Below are 19,704 nucleotides of genomic sequence, written 5' to 3' on the forward strand. Positions count from 1 at the left end.
TCGGATCATCTGTCGCTCCCTTTCGGGAGCCTCGGCCGGATATCGGCCTTCGGAGTGATGACGACCCAGTCGAAGGTCGATCGACAGGTTCGAACCGCGGATGCCGCGCGCCTGCGGAAACCGCCCGCGGCGTCCCTACGCGTCGGCCGCTTCGGCCGCGTCGCCAGCGTCACCGCCCACCGCGTGCTCCGCGAGTCGAGCGAGGTCGTCGGCGCGAAGCCCAGGCCAGCCGTGCAGCTCGGCGCGCCAGAGCGCGGGCACGGCCGAGGCGCCCCACTTCGCGCCCGCCAGTGAGCCGGCGATCGCCGCAACCGTGTCGGTGTCGTTGCCGCAGCGCACCGCGCGCTCGAGGGTCTGCTGCATGCCCTCGCCGGCGACCTCCGCGTGGTGGATCGCCGACCATGCCGCCTGCATCGCGGCCACGACCCATCCGTTCGATCCGGGGATGTCGCGGGGCTGCGTGCGCTCGGCGACGTCGAGGAACCCGTACCACCGCGCACGGCGCTCCTCGGGCAGGGCGTCGACGGCCGTGCGGACGTCGTACTCCCCGGTGCGGATCGCGTGCCGGATCGCCAGCGACCAGACGACGCAGGCGTCACCGGCATCCGTCTCGTAATGGGTGAGTTCGCTCACGCGACGGGCGGCCACGGCGAGCGCCTGCACCTGGTCCTGCTGCCCAGCACCGGCAGCCGCGCCGGCGTCGGCACCCTCGCCAGCGCCGTCGCCGAGGAAGCCGAGCGCGACCGGGCCGGTGCGCATGAGCGAGCCGTTGCCCGCGGAGCGGCCGGTCGCGTCGTGCACGCGCTTCGCGGACGCCCGCACGTCGTCCTCGCTCATCACGTGCGGTTCCACCGACCGGAACGTCGTCGCGCCCAGCACCTGGCGGGTCTGGATGCCGACGTCCTTGGCGTCGGTCGCCCAGTGCTTCCACGCGCCCGCGATGCGGCCGAGCACCGCGGCATCCGTCAGCGACTCGCCGCGCGCGAGCGCCTGCAGGATGGGCACCGCCATCGAGGTGTCGTCGGTCCACTCGCCGAGCTCCCACGGGCCGCCGGCCTTGAACACGACCGGCACATCATCGGGCAGCGACGGCTTGAACTCGTACGGAGCGCCGAGGGCGTCACCCGCGGCCGAGCCGAGCACGGCGCCGATCGCGCGATCGAGACGTTCGGCGGTGAGGAGGTCGTTCGCGTCGGTCATGTCGGCTCCAATCGGTGCGGGCGGGGGCTGTCGCCCATCGTGCCATCTCGCCCGTCGCCGGGGCAGAATCGCGGCGCAGCAGGGCTTATCGACCCTCGGATGCCGCGACCTTCGGCATTTGACCCTCAAACTGGGGGTCCCGGGCGAACTGCCCAGCAACGGCGCGGATGTCGCGGGCACGACCACCCCCGAAACGCCCATGCCGCGCCAGCGGGAGGCATCCGGCGCCACGCAGTGTCGTGCGTGATCGCTAGCTTTCGGAGGGCTCCCATTCGGGAAGCGCACCCACAGCTCACCGCACCCACGGTGCATCCGCGCGTCGCAGCATCCGCACACGCGGTGCATCTGCGCGTCGCGGTGCACCCGCACATCACCGTTCGTCGAGAGGCCGGCTCATGTCAGACCCCACCCTTCCCCCCAGTCCGAACGTTCCGCCGGCGCCTCCTGCGCCGCCCGTGTCGGCGGTGCCGCCGCAGCCGTACGGAGGCGCGCCGGCGCCCGCAGCACCCTCCGCCTACGGGGTCGCACCCGCAGCCCCCGCGCCCTACGGCGCACCGCCCGCCTACGGCGCACCGCTCGCGGCGCCGGCACCGTACGGGGCAGCACCGTACGGAGCAGCACCGTACGGCGCACCGCAGCCGTATGCGGCGCCCGCCGCACCCGTCGGAGAGAAGTCGTTCGTCGCGACCTGGCTGCTCGCCTGGTTCCTCGGGCTCTGGGGCGTCGACCGCTTCTACCTCGGCAAGGTCGGCACCGGCCTCGCGAAGCTCCTCACGTTCGGCGGGCTCGGCGTGTGGGTGCTGATCGACCTGATCCTCGTGCTCACGGGCAGCCAGCGCGACCAGCGCGGCCAGCGTCTCGCCGGCTACGACGAGCACAAGAAGATCGCGTGGATCGTCACGGGCGCCGTCATCGCCCTCGGCCTCGTCGTCAACATCGTGAACGGCGCGGTCTCCGGCGCGAGCGGAGCGCTCGAGGCCGTCGACCAGCCCGCGATCGTCGTCGAAGCGGATGCCGCCGCCGACGACTCTGCGGACACCGCGGAGCTTGCGGCCGACTCCGGCGCCGTCGCGACCGCGCAGACGTGGGCGGACGACACGTTCGGCTCGTTCGCGCCCGTGACGCAGACGGGTGCGGGCGATGCCCTCATCACGCTGCCCGGCACGTCCGGCATCGTCACGGCGACGCACGACGGGTCGGCGAACTTCGTCGTCAACGTGCTCGACGCGACGAACGGCTCGACCGGCGAACTGCTCGTGAACACGATCGGCGCGTACACGGGCACCACGGCGTACGGATTCAGCTCCTTCTCGGAGCCGGCCACCCTGCAGATCACGGCCGACGGCAACTGGACGATCACGATCGCCCCGGTCTCGGCCGCGCCCGCGCTCGCCTCCTCGGGCAGCGGCGACGGCGTGTTCCTCTACGACGGCGGCGCCGCCGCGCTGACCGCGACCCACTCGGGCGAGGCGAACTTCGTGATCACGGAGGAGGCCCCGGATTCGCTCGGCCTGGGACTGCTCGTCAACGAGATCGGCAACTACTCCGGAACCGTACCCTTGAGCGCCGGCCCCTCGGCCATCGCCGTGCAGGCCGACGGCTCGTGGACACTGGCCGTGGGCTGACCCGGCCGGACACCGCGCTTCGAACGACGAACACCAGCACCAGCACCAAACAGGGAATACCCACCACCGACCACCGACCGAACGGAACAGACACCGCAATGGAGAACTCCCCCATCCTCGCCTGGACGCTGCAGACCGAGATCCCCGTGCCCGACGACGTGCTCCCGCTCCTCGTCGAGGGTGAGCAGGCCGTGGCCTCGTTCAAGACGTTCCGCGATTCGGCGACGTTCACGACCAAGCGCCTGATCGTGCGCGACGCCCAGGGCATCACCGGCAAGAAGGTCGAGATCACCTCGTTGCCGTACAGCTCGATCAACATGTGGTCGAGCGAGAATGCCGGCGGCATGCTCGACCGCGACGCCGAGATCGAGCTCTGGACGCGCGCCGGCCACATCAAGGTCAAGCTGACGAAGGGCGCCGACGTGCGCCGCATCGACAGCCTCCTCGCCTGGGCGGTGCTGCAACACTGAGTCGCGCCCAGCGTGGGTGCGGGCCGTGTGCCCGCGCCCACGCACGGCGCCTCGCGAGGCGCCTCACGAGGCGCCCGAGGATCTGGCGACCTGGGGGACCTGGGGGACCTGGGGACCTGCGTGTCGCCGAGTTCTCCGCCGGAGGAGGGCGGGGTTCGTCCAGCGGATGCCGGCACTCCGGCACTCCGGCACTCCGGCACTCCGGCACTCCGGCACTCCGGCACTCCGGCACTCCGGCACTCCGGCACTCCGGCACTTCGGCACTTCGGCACTTCGGCACTTCGGCACCGTCTTTCAAGACGGGCACCGGTCGGGTGGGGCATCCGTCGCCCGGGGCGTCCGCTCCTGCGCCGCGCGCCACATCGCCACATCGCCACATCGCCACATCGCCACATGATTCTCGGACCGAACCCGGTCCGACCGCGGCATCCGCAGTCTCGTGCGAAGCCGCGCGGGCGCAGAGTCGCCCGGGCGTTGGTGTCAGGTCAGTGCTCGTGGCAGGTCAGCGCACGTGGCAGGTCAGCGCACGTGGCAGGTCAGCGCACGTGGCGGGTCAGCGCACGAGGCAGGTCAGCGCACGAGGCAGGTCAGCGCTCGAGTCGGTTCGCGACCGGCGTGCCGAGCGACCGGCGGCCCAGCGGCAGTCAGGCCCAGCGACCGAGCCGCGCCCGCTCCTGGCCGATCAGGCCCTGCAGGTAGCTGACCCGGTTGAACACGTCGGCTCGTTGCACGGCGTCCCAGACGGGCACATTCTCGGAGTAGGACTGGCCCCCGGGGCCCCAGACGGTGACGTTGACGTATCCGCTGACGCGCGACTCCCGAGCCAGCAGGAAGAGCAGGCTGAGCAGGAAGAACCAGATGAAGATCGCGACCATCACGATCGCCCAGGTCGGCGTGTGGGTCGTCGTCGCGGTCTGATCATGCGTCGTCGTGTTGACCTCGGCGATCGGCCAGGTTCCGGTGGGCGTGACGATGTGGTGCTGCGTGGCGTGGATGTTCCCGATCGACACGAGGAACGGAGCGGGCGCCGGTGCGCCGGCGGCGGGCTGAAGGGTCACCCCACGACCGTAGCGAAATCACCCGCGCCGACGTGGTCGGGCAGCTCCCCCAATATGGGGCGGGTGCCGGGCCTCGGAGTGGCCGTCGTGGAGGCATCCTCGCTCGCCGAGGCCTTCCTGGCGAACCTGTCGCCCTGACCAGCAGACGCATGTCGCACGCGAGCGCTACGCTCGCCGTCATGACAGCGGATGTCTCACACGACGTCGTGGCGATCACCGGTGCGTCCGGGCGCATCGGGCGGCGCATCGTTCCCCTGCTCGATCGGCCCGGTCGCACGCTGCGCCTCGTCGACACCGACCTGCCCGATCGCGTCCAAGACGGCCCGTGGGGCGAGGTCTCCGACCGGGTCGAGCTGCGTCGCGCGTCGATCGAGGACGAGCGCGGCATCCGCTCGGTCCTCGATGGCGCCGACGCCGTCGTGCATCTCGCGGCTCAGTCGTCGGAGCGGCCGTGGGAGGAGATCCTGCGGGCCAACATCGACGGCACGCAGAAGGTGCTCGAGGCGGCGCGGCTCGGCGGCGCGACGCGCGTGTTCCTCGCGAGCAGCGTGCACGCGGTCGGGTTCGCGGATGTCGCGGAGGTCGCCTCGACGCCCGTGCTCGTGCCGCGCCCCGACACGTTCTACGGCGTGAGCAAGGCCGCCGTCGAGGCGCTCGGCAGCGTCTACGCCGACCGGTACGGGCTCAGCATCGTGTCGGCGCGCATCTGCGCGTACGGCGACGGCGAGCCGAACCTGCGTCACGGCATCGCGCACTGGCTCTCGGCCGGCGACGCCGCCCGGCTCGTCGAGGCCGCGCTCGCACTCGACGACGGCCGGCACCACATCGTGTGGGGCGTCTCGGCGAACTCCCCCGGCGTCTGCAACCTGTCGGCCGGGCGGGCCATCGGGTTCGAGCCGCAGGACGACGCGTACGCGATCGTCCGAGCGCGTGGCCTCGAGCCCGAAGCACCGCCGACGAGCGGCCCGATCGGCGGCACGTTCACCGAACCGGAGCATCCGCTCGGCGAGCGCTGGTAGCGAGCGCCGGTTCGAGCGGCCCCGGAGTGCCGTGCGCCCGGGGTTTCGGCTCGCCGAGCGCTCCGCTATCGTGCTCGGCGTCGGGAGGGGCTCCATGAACGAACAGCATCGACTCGCGTTCCACGCCGAGACGGGCATCGACGACTGGCGCGTGCTGTACTGCGGCCCCGTCGCGCACTTCGCCACGGACTCCGTGCGCGCCGGCACGGCGTTCGCGACCGAGATCGCCGCGCTCGACGCCGTGACGCGGCATCCGCCCCTCATCGATGTGCGGCCCGACGGCGTGACCGTGCGACTGCACGCCGACCTCCTCGCGCTCGACGACGCCGCCACCCCGGCCGATGCCGCCGACCGGGCCCGCGCCGTCTCCGCCGTGGCTCGTGCCCACGGCCTCCCGGCCCGCCCCGATCGACTGCAGGACGTGCAGGTCGCCATCGCGACGCAACTCACGGTCGATGAGGTGCTGCCGTTCTGGCGGGCCGTGCTCGGGTACGTCGACAACTCCGGCGAGGACCTCGTCGATCCGCACGGGCGCGGTCCGAGCATCTGGTTCCAGGGTCTCGACGCCGCGAAACCGCTGCGGCACGTCATGCACCTCGACCTCGCCGTGCCGCGCGAGGTCGCGGCGGGCCGGCGCGACGCCGCGGTCGCGGCCGGCGGCCGTCTCGCCAGCGACGTCGTCGCGCCGAGGTTCTGGACCTACGCGGATGCCGCGGGCAACAAGGTCGACCTCGTGGCCTGGCCGGACCTGCCCCTGACCAAGGCCGACGCCGAGGGATGGCCGGGCGACATCATGTTCGGCCGAGACGCGACGGCCGCCCCGGCGTCTCGCAGCGCCCCGATCGTCGTCGCCGGAGCCGCCGAGCTCGAGCACGGCGAGACGATGTTCGAGGCGTTCCGCGCGGCATCCGACCTCGAGGACTGGCCGGTCGTCTTCTGGGGGCCGACCGCGTGGTTCGGCACGACCTCGCTCGCGCGCAGCGCCGAACTCGCCGCGGCGTTGGCCGAGCAGCACGGCGCCGACCGACTGCAGCTGGACCTCAGGGCCGACGGGCTGGCGGTGCGGTTCGCCCGCGACTTCACCGAGCTCGTCGACGACGACCTCGAGCTCGCGCGGCGCTTCTCGGCGATCGCGCGCGAGCTCGGGGCCGTGGCCGATCCGACGCAGGTGCAGACCGTGCAGGTGGCGATCGCGTCGAAGCCCGACCACGAGGTTCGGCCGTTCTGGCGCGAGCTCTTCGGCTACGCCGAGCACGGCGCCGAAGACCTCGTCGACCTCGGTGGTCGCGGTCCGAGCCTGTGGTTCCAGGAGCTCCCGGCGGAGAAACCGCTCCGGCACGCCTTCCACATCGACGTCTCGCTGCCGCGCGCCGTCGGTCGAGCACGGGTCGACGCGGCGCTCGCGGCGGGCGGGCGCATTGCGGCCCAGGCGGACGGCGGCGCGGGCGAGCAGGACTGGTGGACCCTCGCCGATCCGGCGGGCAACAAGGTCGACATCGCCGTCTGGGCCGATCGCGACGGATAGGCCGCCCGGCTTCGAAGCCGCATCCGTGGTGCAGTACGCTCCACGGGTGAGCCGCAGACACCGCAACCGCAGCCGCGAACGTCGCCGGTACCGGCCCGAGAGCACGAAGCCGAGCGTCGTGATCGCCATGGTCATCGTCGGGGCGATCACCGCGGCCGTCACGGTGGTCTGCGTGTGGCTCCTCGTCTCGACCATCGACGCGGGACTCGGGCCCTTCGACTCGGTCGGCGTCGCGCGGCCGACCCCGGCGTGGTTCGCCCTCATCGGCCTCGCACTCGGCGCCCTGGCCGCGGGCAAGATCGCGTGGGATGCGGGGGCGTACCTCGTGCGCGTGATCCGAAAGCGCCCGAAGCAGGTGCTCGCACAGGACTGAGCGGCCGCTGCGTGACGCGGGTCTCGCCGCGCCATTCCACTCGACCGGGAGCGACCGTGAACGGCCGGCCGCGGCATCCGCTCAGAAGACGGTGACGCGGTCCTCTCGCTCGTCGAGCACCCAGAGGTGCGACGCGACGGCACGGTACAACCGGTGCGGGGCGGCGCCGGTCACGCTGCCTTCGGCCCAGGGTCGCAGGCCGGATGCCTCGCACGCGGCGTTGAACATCGCGAGGGCGTCGTCGATCCCATCATCCGGAACGGGTTCGGCGAGCGCCTCGGCGTAGACCGCGGTCGCCTCGCCGACGGGCGTGGACGAGTCGAACACGGTCAGCGCGACCTCGGCTCGTGCGGCGATGTTCTGCGAGTGGCGGCGCGTCGGCCGGGAGACCCAGACGAACTCGCGCAGGTCGCGCACGGCGAACCACACGGGCGTCGCCCATGGGCGGCCCGCGGCATCCGCCGTGGCGAGGGTCACGTAGGCGTTCGCGTCGAGGATCCGCCGGGCGGAGGTCGCGCTGGGCGACGAGGTTGCATCGGTGGCCATACTCATGGCTATCAGGTCGCACGCCGAGCGGCGGGGTGTCGACGGGCGCGGCGGCAGGAACGGTGCACGAGGAATGCCGGTTACGGCCGCCCTCGCGGGCACCTGCCGGCGCCGCTAGGGTGAGCCGCATGTCGGACGCCGCTTCGGCCGACCTCCACTCCTCCACCGCGAGTCCGCCGGGCGCATCGGCCCCCAGCGGGTCGCTGCCGAGCGCTCCCGATCGCGGGATCGGGCCGCTCGATTCGCTCGAACCGCTCGCCCGCGGGCCCGTGTTCGGCGCGATGGCGGCGCTCGCGGTGCTGCTCGCGGCGACGAGCGACTGGTACGGATTCCATCGCGACGAGCTGTACTTCCGCATGCTGGAGCCGGCGTGGGGTTACGTCGACCAGCCGCCGCTCACGCCCCTGCTCACGCGCGCGATCGCGAGCGTGGTCGACGAGCCGTGGGCGCTCCGCATCCCCGCGATCCTCGCGGCCGTCGCCACGGTGTACGTGCTGGCGCTCATCGCGCGCGAAGCCGGTGGAGGGCGGCGTGCGCAGTCGGTCGCGGCGTGGGCCGCGGCATCCGCGTCGTTCCCGATGGTGTTCGGTCACGTGCTGCTGACCGCCTCGATCGACCTCGTGGTGTGGCCGCTCGTCGCGCTGTTCACGATGCGGGCGCTGCTGCGCGACGGCGAGCGCAGCGGACGGTGGTGGCTCGCCGTCGGCCTCGTCGTCGGCGTCGCGACGTACAACAAGCTGCTCGTCGTGCTGCTCGTCGCGGGCATCGGCATCGGGCTGCTCGTGGTCGGACCGTGGCGCGCGCTGCGATCGCCGTGGCTCTGGGCCGGAGTGGGCGTGGCCGTCGTCGTCGCACTGCCGAACCTCGCGTACCAGGTCGCGAACGACCTGCCGCAGCTGCGCATGGGCGCCGCCCTCGCGGAGGACTCCGACGGCGAAGCGCGCCTGCTGACCCTGCCGTTCCTCCTGCTGCTGGCTGGCCCACCTCTCGTGCCGATCTGGATCGCCGGACTCGTCGCACTCCTGCGCCGACCCGCATGGCGGCCGATCCGCCTGCTCGCGGTGGCCTTCGCCGTGGTCGTGATCGCCACGATCGCAGGCGGCGCGCAGCCCTACTACCCCGTCGGCCTCATCGAGGTGCTGCTCGCGCTGGGCGCCGTGCCGACCGCCGAGTGGATGCGCACCACGGGCCGCCGCGCGCTCGTCTGGGCGGGCATCGCCCTGAACGCCGTCGTCTCGGCGCTCATCGCACTGCCACTGCTGCCGCTCGGCCTCGTCGGCGCGAGCCCGTTCGCCGCGATGAACCAGACCGTCGGCGACTCGATCGGCTGGCCGACCTACGTCGAGCAGGTCGCCACGGTCGTGCACGGCGCTGGCGCGAGCTCCGGATCCGGCTCCGGCGATGGGCGAGCGGATGCCGCATCCGACCCGGTCGTCATCACCTCGAACTACGGCGAGGCCGGCGCCATCGCGCGCTACGGCGAGGAGTTCGGCCTCGACCCCGACGCGGTCTACAGCGGGCACAACGCCCTGTGGTTCGAGGCGAGGCCACCGGATGCCGCGACCGACGTCATCTTCGTCGGCGACCTGTCGCCCCGCACCGTCGCGGCGTTCGAGTCCTGCACGACCGCGGGCCGGCTCGACAACGGCGTCGACGTCGACAACGAGGAGCAGGGCCTGCCGATCACGCTGTGCCGCGGTCGCACCGTCGGCTGGGACGAGCTCTGGCCGCGCCTCGCGCACCTGAGTTGACGGGTGCTCCCCAGTTCGGGGACTGCCATTCGAGCTCGCCGGTTGCGAGGATCGATGCGCCCCCGATCACGGGCGAAGGAGCATGGATCTGAGCGAGTCAGCAACGGTATCGTCACTCGGTCATCGGCTGCCCGCGACATCCGTCATCTCCGAATGCCTGCGCGTGCAGGCCGCAGTGCCGGCGAACACGCCGCTCCAGAGGTTCTTCGGGATCTCTCCCCTCGGGCGCGAGGCGCAGCCCTGGTATCTCGGCGCCCTCGGCGAGCTCGAGGTCGCCCGGCGGCTCGAAGGCCTCGGCCCGGGGTGGTTCGTGCTGCACTCGGTTCCGATCGGCAACGGATCGAGCGATCTGGACCACGTCGTGATCGGCCCGGCCGGGGTCTTCACGATCAACACGAAGCACCACCGCGGCCAGAACGTCTGGGTCGGCGCGAAGCGAATCCTCGTGAACGGTCAGCGGACCGACCACCTCCGCAACGCGGCGTTCGAGGGCAGCCGAACGTCGAAGCTGCTCTCCGGTGCCGCACAGATGCTCGTCGATGTGACGCCGATCATCGCGGTCGTCGGGGTACGGCGGATGACCGTTCGAGAGCGCCCTCCGGTCGTCATCGTGATCCGCGACACGGAGCTGGTCTCGTGGCTGCGGAGGCACCCGACGACACTCGGCCCAGAGCAGGTGCGCCACATCGCGGGCATCGCCGCCCAGCCGGCGGCATGGAAGCGCGAGGCGGATGCCGAGAAGGTGGACCACGCGGCGTTCGACCGTCTGAGAATCTCCATCGATCGAGCCAGGCAGAGACGCGGACTCTGGATCGGAGCGATCGTGCTCTCGATACCGCTCGCGTTCATCGCTGCGTCGTCGGCGCTCCTCGGCATGATCGTCAGCATTTGAGACCACGTCAATGGTTCGTTGACAACACCACCGCGTCAACCTATCGTTGACGCATGCCCGCACGCACGGAACGACGACTCCTCGTCCTTTGGTCGACCGGTTTCGCGACGATCGCGATCGGGATGCTCTGCAGCCTGGTCGGCATCGCCGTGTTCGAGGGCGTCGCGCGCGGGGTGCTCATCGGTGCGGGTGTCGCCCTCACCCTCATCGGCACCGTGATGCTGGCCTCGGCGCTCGGCTGGCTCGCGTCCCGCACCCGATCCCGCGAGGTGCGGGGATGGTGGCTCCCGAGCCGAGACGGCGACCGATGACCGACCTCCACGACGCGATCACGCTCGCCGTGCTCGATGCCGCGGCCCTCGACCGCGACATCCTCGACGGCAATCTCGAGAGCCACCTCACGCCCGAGCAGCACCTCGCGCTGATCCATGCCGGCTCCGACGCCGAGGGCGAGGCGCGGGCCATCCTTCGCCAGGCCGTCGAGTCGGCGCGCGCCGGGGGCGTCAGCTGGGCCGCGATCGGCGCCGAACTCGGCATGTCGCGGCAGGCCGCGCAGCAGCGCTTCGGCGATGCTTCCAAACCCGACGACGCAGCCGACGATGAAGCCGAGTACCGGTGGCTCGGACCGGTCACCGCGTTCGACGAGATGGCCGAGCTCGAGCTCGCCGGGCGAGCGGGCTGGCACACCGTCGAGGCCGGCATGCTGCGCCACCGCATGGTGCGCACCGACACCCAGTGGGAGACGAAGCGCCTCATCTGGCGCGGCCCCTCGCGCCGCGACGAGGCCGAGGGCTGGATCGTGGGCTCGACGATGTTCCCGTGGGCGTACCTCGTGCGCGACCTCGGCATCCCGGCCGAATAGGCGCGGATACGACGCCGCGCCGCGGCATCCGCTCGGGGCATCGGCTCTAGGCTTCAGCGCAGGAGGTGCGCGATGACCAAGCGGATGCCGAAGAAGCTGTACGAACGCGAGCTGCACGACCTGCAGGCGAAGCTCGTCGACATGCAGGCGTGGGTGCAGGAGTCGGGTGCGCGCATCGTCGTGATCTTCGAGGGGCGGGATGCCGCGGGCAAGGGCTCCACGATCAAGCGCGTGTCCGAGTACCTCAACCCGCGCGTCACGCGCATCGTCGCGCTGCCCACGCCGAGCGTGCGCGACAAGACGCGCTGGTACTTCCAGCGGTACGTGCCGCACCTGCCGGCGGCGGGCGAGATCGTGCTCATGGACCGCTCCTGGTACAACCGGGCGGGCGTCGAGCGGGTCATGGGCTACTGCACGAACGAGGAGTACCACCGGTTCCTGCACCAGGCGCCGACCTTCGAGCGGATGCTGGTCGAAGACGGCATCATCCTGCTGAAGTACTGGTTCAGCGTGTCCGACGTCGTGCAGGAGGAGCGGTTCCGCTCGCGGCTCGAGGACCCGATGCGGCGCTGGAAGCTCAGCCCCAACGACGTGCTCTCGATCACGAAGTGGGAGGACTACTCGCGCGCCAAGGACGCGATGTTCGCCAACACCGACATCTCCGAGGCGCCCTGGTACGAGATCGAGAGCGACGACAAGCGCCGCTCGCGCATCAACATGATCGCCCACCTGCTCTCGAAGATCCCGTATCAGCCGGTCGAGCGCGAATCGATCGTGATCCCGCCCCGCCCGACGTCCGGCGGCTACGAGCGGCCGCCCCGCGAGTGGGCGAACCTCGTGCCCGACCACGCGGCCGAGGTGATCGAGCGGGCGAAGGCCGAGGAGGCGAAGGCCGAGTAGGCGACAGCGCGTCGGTGACGGCGGGTCGGCGACACCTCGCCTCAGCCGATCTCCCCGGCCCGGCGCAGCCAGTACCGCACGGTCCCCTCGGTGGTGCCGAGCTCGCGGGCGATGCGCGCGATCGCCGCGTCGTCGCTCCCGAGCCGGCGCGCGAGTTCGGCGAAGCGGGCGACGATGCGCTGCTCGAGCGTCGGCGGAGGAGGCGGTGCGCCGAAGTCGAGGAACGCACGCGCTGTGCCGTCCGCGGCAACCTGCACCGGGAACGTTCGCACCTCGCCGTCGACCTCGGTGCGGATGAACCTGCGCCCGGGCGGCAGCCACAGGCTGGCGCTGGTGAGCTCCGGCACGGCCTCGTAGCCGGTCGGGGTGCCGCGGTCGTCGACCACGACGAGAAGGCCCGGCCGCACGGGCTGCCCGTCCTTGCGCACGCTGACGAAGATCGGCGACAGGGGCGTGGTGCCTGCGACGGGGCGCGGATCCGTCGCCCTGAGCCCGTCGACGATGGAGACGGATCCACCGAGGATCTCCGTCCGACTGCTCCGGATCGACGATCCTGAAACGTGGGGCCGGCCCGAGATCGAGACCGCGCCGAGGCCGCGCACGTCGCCGTAGCCGACCCCGAGTCGGTCGCCCGCACCGAGCCCGTCGCCCGACGCGGTGCCGCTCACGGTGCCGCCGGTGATGACGACCTGACCCGACCCGCGGATGCCGCCGCCGATGCCCGCACCCGTGTGGCTGCCGCCGCCGGCGTTTCCGCGAAGGGAGTTCCGCGCGTCATCGGGGACGGCGATCGTGACGATGCCGTCGCCGTCGCTGCCGCCCCCGATGCCCGCACCCGAGAACGAGCTGCCGTTCGCCGTGCCTCCGGTGACCTCGACCCGGCCGATGCCCTGGCGTCCGCCGCCGATGCCCGCACCGCTGTCGACGTACGGCGCCCACAGGGAGGCGAACGCCGTGACGTTGCCACCGGTGATGGTCACGTGCGCGTCGCCGTCGGCACCGCCGATGCCCGCTGCCGACCGGCTCTCGGCACGGATGATGCCGCCCTCGATGCGGATGTCGCCGCTGGCGCCGGAGCCCGGCCGGGCGCCGATCCCTGCGCCGGCCCCGCCGGAGGCGACGAGGAACCCCGCCCGCTCGGCGCCGGTCGACTCCGTCACCCCTCGCACCGTGAGGCTCGCGTCGGACGGCACGAAGATCGCCGCGCCCTCGGCCACGGTCGGTCCGGTTCCGAAGATCGAGCCGAAGTACGCCGTGTGGCCGCCGATGTCGAGCACGATGTCGGCACCGGCCCCGATCTCGACCGCCGCGCATTCGGTTCCCGGCCCGCTGATGTCCTGGGTCAACAGCACGGTGCCCGTCGTCGCGAACGCGTCGGCCAGCTCGTCGCACGACGCGACCGGTGTCACCTGCGCGTCCGCCACGGCCGGTGTCGCGATCACGAGGGTCGCCGCGATCGCCGCCGCGCAGGCGATGGCGACTCCGCGGACGACCCGAACCCTGTGCCCGTACCCGGTCATGGTCCCCCAACCGATCGCCGTGCGGGGCACGCTACCCGTGCGTCCCGGGCGCGACAATGCGCATCGTGTGAACTCTGGATGTCGCAGGTGTTCCGGGGCGGGCCCCGGCGAACCGATCGCGCTAGTGCGTCACGGTCGGGCCGCGCGACGCCGCAGGAGCACGAGCGCACCGCCGAGCACGACGAGCAGCATCGAGCCGGCGAGCCAGAGCGAGGGCTCGACGCCCGTCGAGGCGATGCCCGTCGGCGCAGCGGCCGCGGCCGGCGCCGGGGTGGGCGACGGAGCCGGCACCGGAGTCGGGTCGACCGGCGTCGTCGCGGGCTCGGCGACCGGACCCTCGGTCGAGATCTCGACGATCTCGCCGTCTTCACCGACCGAGAACCAGACCGACGTCGTGAACGGCTCGCCGTCGGCGCCGACCGCGGTGACCCGCAGCTCGTGCGCCCCGAACGGCACCACGTCGGGCAGCGACGCCGCCACGTCGATCGTGCCGTCGGCCGCGACCACGCCGCTCGCGACGACGATCGGGTCGGAGAACAGCGTCACGTCGAACGCCGCGTCGGGCGAGAGACCCGAGCCGGTCACGGTCACCCCGAGACCGGATGCCGCATCGCCCGGCCCCCCGCCGAGGACGACGCTCAGCACGGGCTCGTCGACGACGAGGGTGAACGCCTGCGCGACCCCGTCGTCGGTGGCGTTCGTCGCCGTGATCTCGAGCTCGAAGGTGCCGGCCTCGGTCGGCGTGCCACTGATCGTGCCGTCCACGGCGAGCGCGAGGCCGTCGGGGAGCGACCCGTCGGTCACCGCGAAGGACACCGCGTTCGCGGCCTCGAGCGCGATCTCGGTCGCGACGTTCACGTGCAGGAGCGGGACCTCGGTCGTCGGCCAGGCCACGAGCGGGGCGTGCACCTCGCCGGTGAATCCACGGGCGACCACGACGTCGCCGTTCGTCGCCTCGACGGTGAACGCGTACGCCCCGATCTCGGTCGGGGTTCCGGTGATCGCGCCGTCGGCGGCGAGGCTCAGGCCCGCCGGCAGGGCCCCGGCCGTGAGTGCGTAGCCCGTGGCATCCGTCGCCTCGAGCGCGAGGCCTGCATCGACCGCGACGCCCTCGCGCAGGGTGCCGAGCGAGTCGGTCACCCACGCGGGCGCGTTGCGGATCTCGATCGTGAGGTCGACCGTGCGCAGCACGCCGACCCCGTTCACCATGCTCACCCGCACGATCGCCGTGCCGGGCGCCACGCTCGTGAGGACCGGTTCGGCGCTGCCGTCGGAGGCGAGCAGGTCTGCGCCGCTGACGAACGAGACCGCATCGACATCACCGTTCTCGATGTCGCTCGACCCGACCGTGAAGCCCTCGCCGGTGGTCAGGAGGAAGGATGTCAGCCCGGTCCAGCTCGGCGGCGCCAGCACGTCGAGCGTGAACTCGCGGTCCACGCCGTCGCCGTCGGCGTTCGCCGCGCGAACCGTGAACGCGAACGAGCCGGCCTCGGTCGGCGTGCCGGTCAGCGCGCCGTCCGCGGTGAGCGAGGCGCCGGCCGGCAGAACCCCGGAGAGGACCGTGAAGCTCGTGGCGTTCGTCGCGTGGAACGTGATGCCGAGCGGCGCATCGACTGCCACTGCGGGGAGCCCGTCGGTGACCCAGTCCACGACCGGCGCCTTCACGACGCCGGTGAACTCGCGCGCGACCTCGACGTCGCCGTTCGTCGCCTCGACCGTGAACGCGTACGGGCCGAAGTCGGTCGGCGTTCCGGTGATCGACCCGTCGGCGGCGAGGCTCAGCCCCGCCGGCAGGGCGCCGGCCGTGAGGGCGTAGCCCGTGGCATCCGTCGCCTCGAGCGCCAGGCCGGCATCGACCGGCACGGTCTGGCGGAGCGTGCCGAGCGACTCGGTCACCCAGGCCGGTGCGGCCAGCACGGTCACGTCGATCTTCACGCCGAGCGAGGGGTGCACCGTCGTGATCCCGAGGGGGAACGTCGAGCCGGTACCGGGCCTGAGACCGGTGACCGTGATGGAGCCGCCGGAGGCCGACGACCTGAACGGCCCGCTCGGATCCTCGGAGATGTGAACGGACAAGATGTTCTCGAAGTGGCCGGCCACGGTCTTCGAATGACCGACGGTGACCACGACCGACGTCTCGCCGACCCAGGCCGGAGCTGCGAACACCTCGAGTCGGAACGCGCGGGCAGCCGAGACCCCGCTCGCCTTGGTCGCAGTCACGGTGAAGTTCGAGACGCCGTCCGTGGTCGGGAGACCGCTGATCACGCCCGCGGTGGAGAGTGAGAGACCCACGGGAAGCGAGCCGGCGGTGACCGCGTAGCTCGCGGCGTCGGTCGCGACGAGGGCCTTGGAGTATGAGATCCCGACACCGGCATCCCCGAGGGACTGGGAGGTCTGCCAGACGGGCGGCACGTCGTTCACGACGATGGTCATCGACTGGCTGACGGGAGCGCCCTCGTTCGAGGCCGTGACCGTCGACGTGAAGGTTCCGGCCGTCGTCGGCGTGCCACTCAGCAGCCCGCCCGCGGTCAGTGAGATGCCGGGCGGCAGCGAGCCGGACGCCACCGAGAAGGCGTCGACGTTCGTGCCCGAGAACTGCTGGCTCACGGCCACGCCCACGGTGAGCGGGCCGACGACGGGCGCCGACCACGAGATGGCGCGTGCCGCGACCGATCCGCTGAACGGCTGGGCGGCCGAGCCGCCCGGGCCGGTCGCCGTGACCGTGAACGAGTAGGGGCCGGGGGCGGCGGTGACCGTGCCCGAGATCGTGCTGCCCGTGAGCGACAGGCCGGCGGGCAGTGAGCCGGCCGTGATCGCGTACGAGGTGGTGTCGGATGCCGCGAGCCCGACGCTGACCGCCGCGAGGTGCGTGATCGAGCCGAGCGACGTCGTCGTCCAGACGGGTGCGGGCGTGACCGGCGCCGCCGGCAGCACCGTGACGACCGTGGTGTACGCCTTCATCCACGGGCCGTCGGGGAAGGTGACATCGAAGCGCACGTTGTAGACGCCGTCGAACTCCGGCGTGCCCGCGAGCCGGATGCCGCTGTCACCCGCCCCGAAGAACTCGAGCCACATCCCGGGGGGAGCCGTGTCGGCGTAGAGCGCCGAGTTCTCGGCCGTGCCGGGCTCGACGAGCACCGTCGGCGCCGCGGGCGCGACGCCCTCCGTGAAGGTCAGCGCGCTCGGCACGGTGGGCACCGCCTGCGCGGGCACGGCGGCGCCGACCACGGTCGCGGCGGTGACCAGGAGCACCGCGAGCAGGCCGGCGACGGGTCGGAAGAGACGGCGGATCGGGCGGCGCTGCGTCACGGGACGGTCCTCTCACCAGGGCACGCAACGGCGCGCACGGGAGAACTCCGCGCCACGCGGCATCTCAAGATATTGCCCGGCGGATGCCGGCGGGGCGTCGTCCGCGCCCCAGTTCGGGGGTGAATCAGGCCATGCTGCACGGCGCGACGACCGGGCTCCCCGTGCGCGACCCGGCATCGGGCGTGTCAACGGTGCGGCCCGCACTGGGGTAGTCTCGTAGAGCACGCGGAAACGCGGGCGATGCGGATGTGGCGCAGTGGTAGCGCATCACCTTGCCAAGGTGAGGGTCGCGAGTTCGAATCTCGTCATCCGCTCTCTTTTTCTCCCGAGCTCCTTCACGGACGTCTCGTGCTGCCCGATCGGCTTCCGTCGCGGCACGTCAGTCGTGCCAGGTGCCCATCCACTCGTCCCAGTGCGGGCCGTCCTCGAGTGCGACGCCCGCGCGGGCCTGCTCGTGCAGCCCGCGGATGGCGAGGTCGAGGTAACGCAGGTGGAGCGCATCGGCGTGCGCCCGCGGGAACGGGAGTGCGGGGCGCAGGTGCAGCAGGAGCTGCATCACGTCGGCCGTCGTGAACCCCTCGGGCACGAACCCGTCGGCGCGGTCGCGCGCGACCAGGCGCTCGAGGCCCGCGCGCAGCGCCTCGGAAGCGGCCGCGAGCTCGGCGGAGATCGGATCGCCCCCGCCCGGCGGCTGCAGGATCGGCCCCGTCGCCCCGGTGATCTGCCGCGCGAGGAAGGTGGCCACCGCCCCCTCAGAGGCGGCGGAGGGAGCGGTCGGCGCGGCCTCGACCGCGGCCGCCACCTCCTGGGCGAGTCCGGCCGCCTCGGTCACCGCGTGCACGCGGAGGGCCTCGACCAGCGCCTCCTTGGTGGGGTAGCGACGGTAGACGGAGCCGACGCCGACGCCGGCGTGGCGGGCGATCTCGGCCATCGACGCATCGTGCCCCCGAGCCGAGAACACCTCGCGCGCCGCGACGAGCACGGCGGCGTCGTTGGATCGCGCCTCGCGCTGCCGTCCGGGCAGGGGGCGGTCGGTCGCTGCGGGGTCGGGCATGCCATCAGTGTAGACGGGTGATATGGTCTATCGGAACGGATGTTCCGTTCCGATAAAGGCGTCGTCACCCACCCATCACTCCAGAGAGCGAGCCCCCATGCCCCCCGCGATCCCCGTCACGGACACGGCCGACCCGATCCTCGCGCCCGGCGCCCGCGCAGACGATGCCACCGCCAGTGCCCCCGAATCGCCCGAACTGCGCCGCCCCGGCCTCTTCACCTTCGCACTCAGCGCAGCCGTGCTCGCGTTCTCGCTCATGCAGACGCTCGTGGTGCCCGCGCTGCCGACGATCGGGCGCGACCTCGGGGCGTCGAGCCTCGGCACGGGCTGGATCCTCACGGCCTTCCTGCTCGCGGGCGCCGTCTTCTCCCCCGTCGTCGGCAACCTCGGCGACCGCTTCGGCCACCGCCGGGTCATGCTCACGGCGATGGTCGTCTTCGCCGCGGCGACCCTCGTCGCGGCCGCCGCGCCGAACCTCGGGGTGCTGCTCGGCGCCCGCGTCGTGCAGGGCGTGAGCACGGCGACCTTCCCGCTCGCGCTCGCGCTCACGCGCTCCAGGCTGACGGGCGCTCGGCTGGCCGCGGCCTTCGGCTGGATCCCGGGCATGATCGGCCTCGGCGCTGGTCTCGCCCTCGTGATGGGCGGCATCATCGTCGACGCACTGTCGTGGCGCTGGATGTTCGTCATCGGCGCGATCCTGATCCTCGTCTCCGTCGCGATGGTGGTCGTCTGGGTGCCACGCGGCGCCAAGCTGGCCGCGACCGGCTCGACCGACTGGCCCGGCATCCTGCTCCTCGCGGGCGGCCTCGTCGGCGTGCTGCTCGCCGTCTCGCAGGGCGGCGCCTGGGGCTGGACCTCTCCCCTGACGCTCGGCGTCGGCGCGGCCGGCATCCTGCTGCTCGTCGCGCTCGTGCTCGTCGAGGTGCGCACCGCCGCGCCCGTCGTCGACGTGCGCACCTTCCGCCACGGCCCCATCGCGCTCGTCAGCCTGCTCACCGTCGTCGTCGGCTTCGTGCCGTACGTCTTCTACGTCGCGCTGCCCCTGCTCATGCAGGCGCCGGCCGCCACGGGGTACGGGCACGGCATGACCGTGACGGCCTCGGCACTCGCGATGCTCCCGAGCGCCATCCTCGTCTTCTTCGGCGGCCGTCTCACGCCGATGCTCGTCGCCCGCCTCGGCGGTGGCGGCACGGCCGTGATCGCCGCCGCGGTCATGGGCGTCGGCGCCGCGGCCCTCGCGATCTGGCCGACCACGCCGTGGGCCGTGATCGTCGCCTTCGCCGTGCTCGGCCTCGGCAACGGCATCGGCTACGCGATCTGCGCCCAGCTGGTCGTCTCGGTGTCGCCGTCGAACGAGGTCGGGGCCGCGACGGGCCTGAACGGCGTCGTGCGCACGATCGGATCGGCGGCTGCGGCGCCGGTCGTCTCCGCGCTGCTGACCGCGGGCGTGGTCGCGGGCGCAGACCCGGCGATCGCGTTCTCGACCGCGTTCTGGGTCGCGGCCGCTGCGAGCGTCGTCGGCGTGCTCGTGTCGATCGTGCTGATCATGAAGGCGCGTCGCGCGGCCTGACCCCCGTCACCGGCGTTCGCCGGTCGACGC

17 protein-coding genes and 1 tRNA gene are annotated in these 19,704 nt (G+C 72.4%); 12 read left to right on the forward strand and 6 right to left on the reverse strand.

All coding sequences use genetic code 11. The features are described from left to right. Positions 1 to 135: 135 nt before the first annotated feature. Positions 136 to 1,200 carry an ADP-ribosylglycohydrolase family protein gene (locus ACR3IO_RS02950; RefSeq protein ID WP_434069663.1) on the reverse strand — a complete coding sequence of 355 codons (1,065 nt, stop codon included), beginning with the start codon at positions 1,198 to 1,200 and terminating at the stop codon, positions 136 to 138. Positions 1,201 to 1,595: 395 nt separating this feature from the next. Here ACR3IO_RS02950 and ACR3IO_RS02955 point away from each other — a divergent pair, with 395 nt between their 5' ends. After that, a complete protein-coding gene (locus ACR3IO_RS02955) occupies positions 1,596 to 2,825 on the forward strand; it encodes a TM2 domain-containing protein (protein WP_434069664.1) in 1,230 nt (409 codons plus the stop codon). Between the two features lie 98 nt (positions 2,826 to 2,923). Further along, the gene (locus tag ACR3IO_RS02960; protein WP_434069665.1) at positions 2,924 to 3,295 is read left to right on the forward strand and encodes a PH domain-containing protein; all 372 of its coding nucleotides are present in this window, start codon (positions 2,924 to 2,926) and stop codon (positions 3,293 to 3,295) included. Positions 3,296 to 3,939: 644 nt separating this feature from the next. On the opposite strand, the gene ACR3IO_RS02965 is transcribed toward ACR3IO_RS02960, so the two are convergent. Then, on the reverse strand, positions 3,940 to 4,353 hold the full coding sequence (locus tag ACR3IO_RS02965; protein WP_434069666.1) for a hypothetical protein: 414 nt from the start codon (positions 4,351 to 4,353) through the stop codon (positions 3,940 to 3,942). 179 nt (positions 4,354 to 4,532) lie between these two features. Here ACR3IO_RS02965 and ACR3IO_RS02970 point away from each other — a divergent pair, with 179 nt between their 5' ends. The 3 genes from ACR3IO_RS02970 (at position 4,533) to ACR3IO_RS02980 (ending at position 7,270) form a co-directional block, all read left to right on the forward strand. After that, positions 4,533 to 5,372: an NAD-dependent epimerase/dehydratase family protein gene (locus ACR3IO_RS02970; RefSeq protein ID WP_434069667.1), complete on the forward strand. Its 840-nt coding sequence runs from the start codon at positions 4,533 to 4,535 to the stop codon at positions 5,370 to 5,372. A gap of 94 nt (positions 5,373 to 5,466) precedes the next feature. Beyond that, positions 5,467 to 6,897: a VOC family protein gene (locus tag ACR3IO_RS02975; RefSeq protein ID WP_434069668.1), complete on the forward strand. Its 1,431-nt coding sequence runs from the start codon at positions 5,467 to 5,469 to the stop codon at positions 6,895 to 6,897. 46 nt (positions 6,898 to 6,943) lie between these two features. Then, positions 6,944 to 7,270, forward strand: coding sequence for a hypothetical protein (locus tag ACR3IO_RS02980; protein WP_434069669.1), 327 nt, complete (start codon positions 6,944 to 6,946; stop codon positions 7,268 to 7,270). An 81-nt stretch (positions 7,271 to 7,351) separates the two neighbouring features. Here ACR3IO_RS02980 and ACR3IO_RS02985 read toward each other — a convergent pair whose 3' ends face one another. Then, on the reverse strand, positions 7,352 to 7,816 hold the full coding sequence (locus ACR3IO_RS02985) for a pyridoxamine 5'-phosphate oxidase family protein (protein WP_434069670.1): 465 nt from the start codon (positions 7,814 to 7,816) through the stop codon (positions 7,352 to 7,354). Between the two features lie 128 nt (positions 7,817 to 7,944). Between ACR3IO_RS02985 and ACR3IO_RS02990 the strand changes: the two genes are divergently transcribed. From ACR3IO_RS02990 to ppk2, 5 genes are all read left to right on the forward strand, one after another. Continuing rightward, positions 7,945 to 9,567, forward strand: coding sequence for a glycosyltransferase family 39 protein (locus ACR3IO_RS02990; protein WP_434069671.1), 1,623 nt, complete (start codon positions 7,945 to 7,947; stop codon positions 9,565 to 9,567). 82 nt (positions 9,568 to 9,649) lie between these two features. After that, positions 9,650 to 10,459: a nuclease-related domain-containing protein gene (locus ACR3IO_RS02995; protein ID WP_434069672.1), complete on the forward strand. Its 810-nt coding sequence runs from the start codon at positions 9,650 to 9,652 to the stop codon at positions 10,457 to 10,459. Positions 10,460 to 10,512: 53 nt separating this feature from the next. Then, entirely contained in the window at positions 10,513 to 10,770 is a 258-nt protein-coding gene (locus tag ACR3IO_RS03000; RefSeq protein WP_434069673.1) for a hypothetical protein, read from the forward strand. Further along, the gene (locus tag ACR3IO_RS03005) at positions 10,767 to 11,321 is read left to right on the forward strand and encodes a hypothetical protein (RefSeq protein WP_434069674.1); all 555 of its coding nucleotides are present in this window, start codon (positions 10,767 to 10,769) and stop codon (positions 11,319 to 11,321) included. Before ACR3IO_RS03000 ends, ACR3IO_RS03005 begins: the two co-directional genes overlap by 4 nt. Positions 11,322 to 11,393: 72 nt before the next feature. Then, positions 11,394 to 12,221 carry a polyphosphate kinase 2 gene (gene ppk2, locus ACR3IO_RS03010; protein ID WP_434069675.1) on the forward strand — a complete coding sequence of 276 codons (828 nt, stop codon included), beginning with the start codon at positions 11,394 to 11,396 and terminating at the stop codon, positions 12,219 to 12,221. Positions 12,222 to 12,262: 41 nt separating this feature from the next. Here ppk2 and ACR3IO_RS03015 read toward each other — a convergent pair whose 3' ends face one another. Both ACR3IO_RS03015 and ACR3IO_RS03020 read right to left on the reverse strand, forming a co-directional pair. Then, complete coding sequence (locus ACR3IO_RS03015; protein WP_434069676.1) at positions 12,263 to 13,741, reverse strand: hypothetical protein; 1,479 nt, start codon at positions 13,739 to 13,741, stop codon at positions 12,263 to 12,265. Positions 13,742 to 13,870: 129 nt separating this feature from the next. Further along, positions 13,871 to 17,050 carry a beta strand repeat-containing protein gene (locus ACR3IO_RS03020; protein WP_434069677.1) on the reverse strand — a complete coding sequence of 1,060 codons (3,180 nt, stop codon included), beginning with the start codon at positions 17,048 to 17,050 and terminating at the stop codon, positions 13,871 to 13,873. Positions 17,051 to 17,292: 242 nt separating this feature from the next. Here ACR3IO_RS03020 and ACR3IO_RS03025 point away from each other — a divergent pair. Next, positions 17,293 to 17,364 (forward strand) — tRNA-Gly (locus ACR3IO_RS03025). 65 nt (positions 17,365 to 17,429) lie between these two features. Here the strand turns inward: ACR3IO_RS03025 and ACR3IO_RS03030 are convergent. Continuing rightward, positions 17,430 to 18,104, reverse strand: a complete 675-nt coding sequence (locus ACR3IO_RS03030; protein ID WP_434069678.1) for a helix-turn-helix domain-containing protein — start codon at positions 18,102 to 18,104, stop codon at positions 17,430 to 17,432. Between the two features lie 97 nt (positions 18,105 to 18,201). On the opposite strand from ACR3IO_RS03030, the gene ACR3IO_RS03035 reads away from it, so the two are divergent. Next, a complete protein-coding gene (locus ACR3IO_RS03035; RefSeq protein ID WP_434069679.1) occupies positions 18,202 to 19,674 on the forward strand; it encodes an MFS transporter in 1,473 nt (490 codons plus the stop codon). The last annotated feature ends 30 nt before the right edge of the window (positions 19,675 to 19,704 follow it).

It is taken from the genome of Agromyces sp. Marseille-Q5079 (assembly GCF_051016555.1).
GTDB lineage: Bacteria > Actinomycetota > Actinomycetes > Actinomycetales > Microbacteriaceae > Agromyces.

What these genes read in the sequence shown, in the direction of transcription:
- ACR3IO_RS02950 (WP_434069663.1), bottom strand. Translation starts at nt 1,200, where the DNA reads ATGACCGACGCGAACGACCTCCTCACCGCCGAACGTCTCGATCGCGCG.
- ACR3IO_RS02955 (WP_434069664.1), top strand. Translation starts at nt 1,596, where the DNA reads ATGTCAGACCCCACCCTTCCCCCCAGTCCGAACGTTCCGCCGGCGCCT.
- ACR3IO_RS02960 (WP_434069665.1), top strand. Translation starts at nt 2,924, where the DNA reads ATGGAGAACTCCCCCATCCTCGCCTGGACGCTGCAGACCGAGATCCCC.
- ACR3IO_RS02970 (WP_434069667.1), top strand. Translation starts at nt 4,533, where the DNA reads ATGACAGCGGATGTCTCACACGACGTCGTGGCGATCACCGGTGCGTCC.
- ACR3IO_RS02975 (WP_434069668.1), top strand. Translation starts at nt 5,467, where the DNA reads ATGAACGAACAGCATCGACTCGCGTTCCACGCCGAGACGGGCATCGAC.
- ACR3IO_RS02985 (WP_434069670.1), bottom strand. Translation starts at nt 7,816, where the DNA reads ATGGCCACCGATGCAACCTCGTCGCCCAGCGCGACCTCCGCCCGGCGG.
- ACR3IO_RS02990 (WP_434069671.1), top strand. Translation starts at nt 7,945, where the DNA reads ATGTCGGACGCCGCTTCGGCCGACCTCCACTCCTCCACCGCGAGTCCG.
- ACR3IO_RS02995 (WP_434069672.1), top strand. Translation starts at nt 9,650, where the DNA reads ATGGATCTGAGCGAGTCAGCAACGGTATCGTCACTCGGTCATCGGCTG.
- ACR3IO_RS03000 (WP_434069673.1), top strand. Translation starts at nt 10,513, where the DNA reads ATGCCCGCACGCACGGAACGACGACTCCTCGTCCTTTGGTCGACCGGT.
- ACR3IO_RS03005 (WP_434069674.1), top strand. Translation starts at nt 10,767, where the DNA reads ATGACCGACCTCCACGACGCGATCACGCTCGCCGTGCTCGATGCCGCG.
- ppk2 (WP_434069675.1), top strand. Translation starts at nt 11,394, where the DNA reads ATGACCAAGCGGATGCCGAAGAAGCTGTACGAACGCGAGCTGCACGAC.
- ACR3IO_RS03015 (WP_434069676.1), bottom strand. Translation starts at nt 13,741, where the DNA reads ATGACCGGGTACGGGCACAGGGTTCGGGTCGTCCGCGGAGTCGCCATC.
- ACR3IO_RS03030 (WP_434069678.1), bottom strand. Translation starts at nt 18,104, where the DNA reads ATGCCCGACCCCGCAGCGACCGACCGCCCCCTGCCCGGACGGCAGCGC.
- ACR3IO_RS03035 (WP_434069679.1), top strand. Translation starts at nt 18,202, where the DNA reads ATGCCCCCCGCGATCCCCGTCACGGACACGGCCGACCCGATCCTCGCG.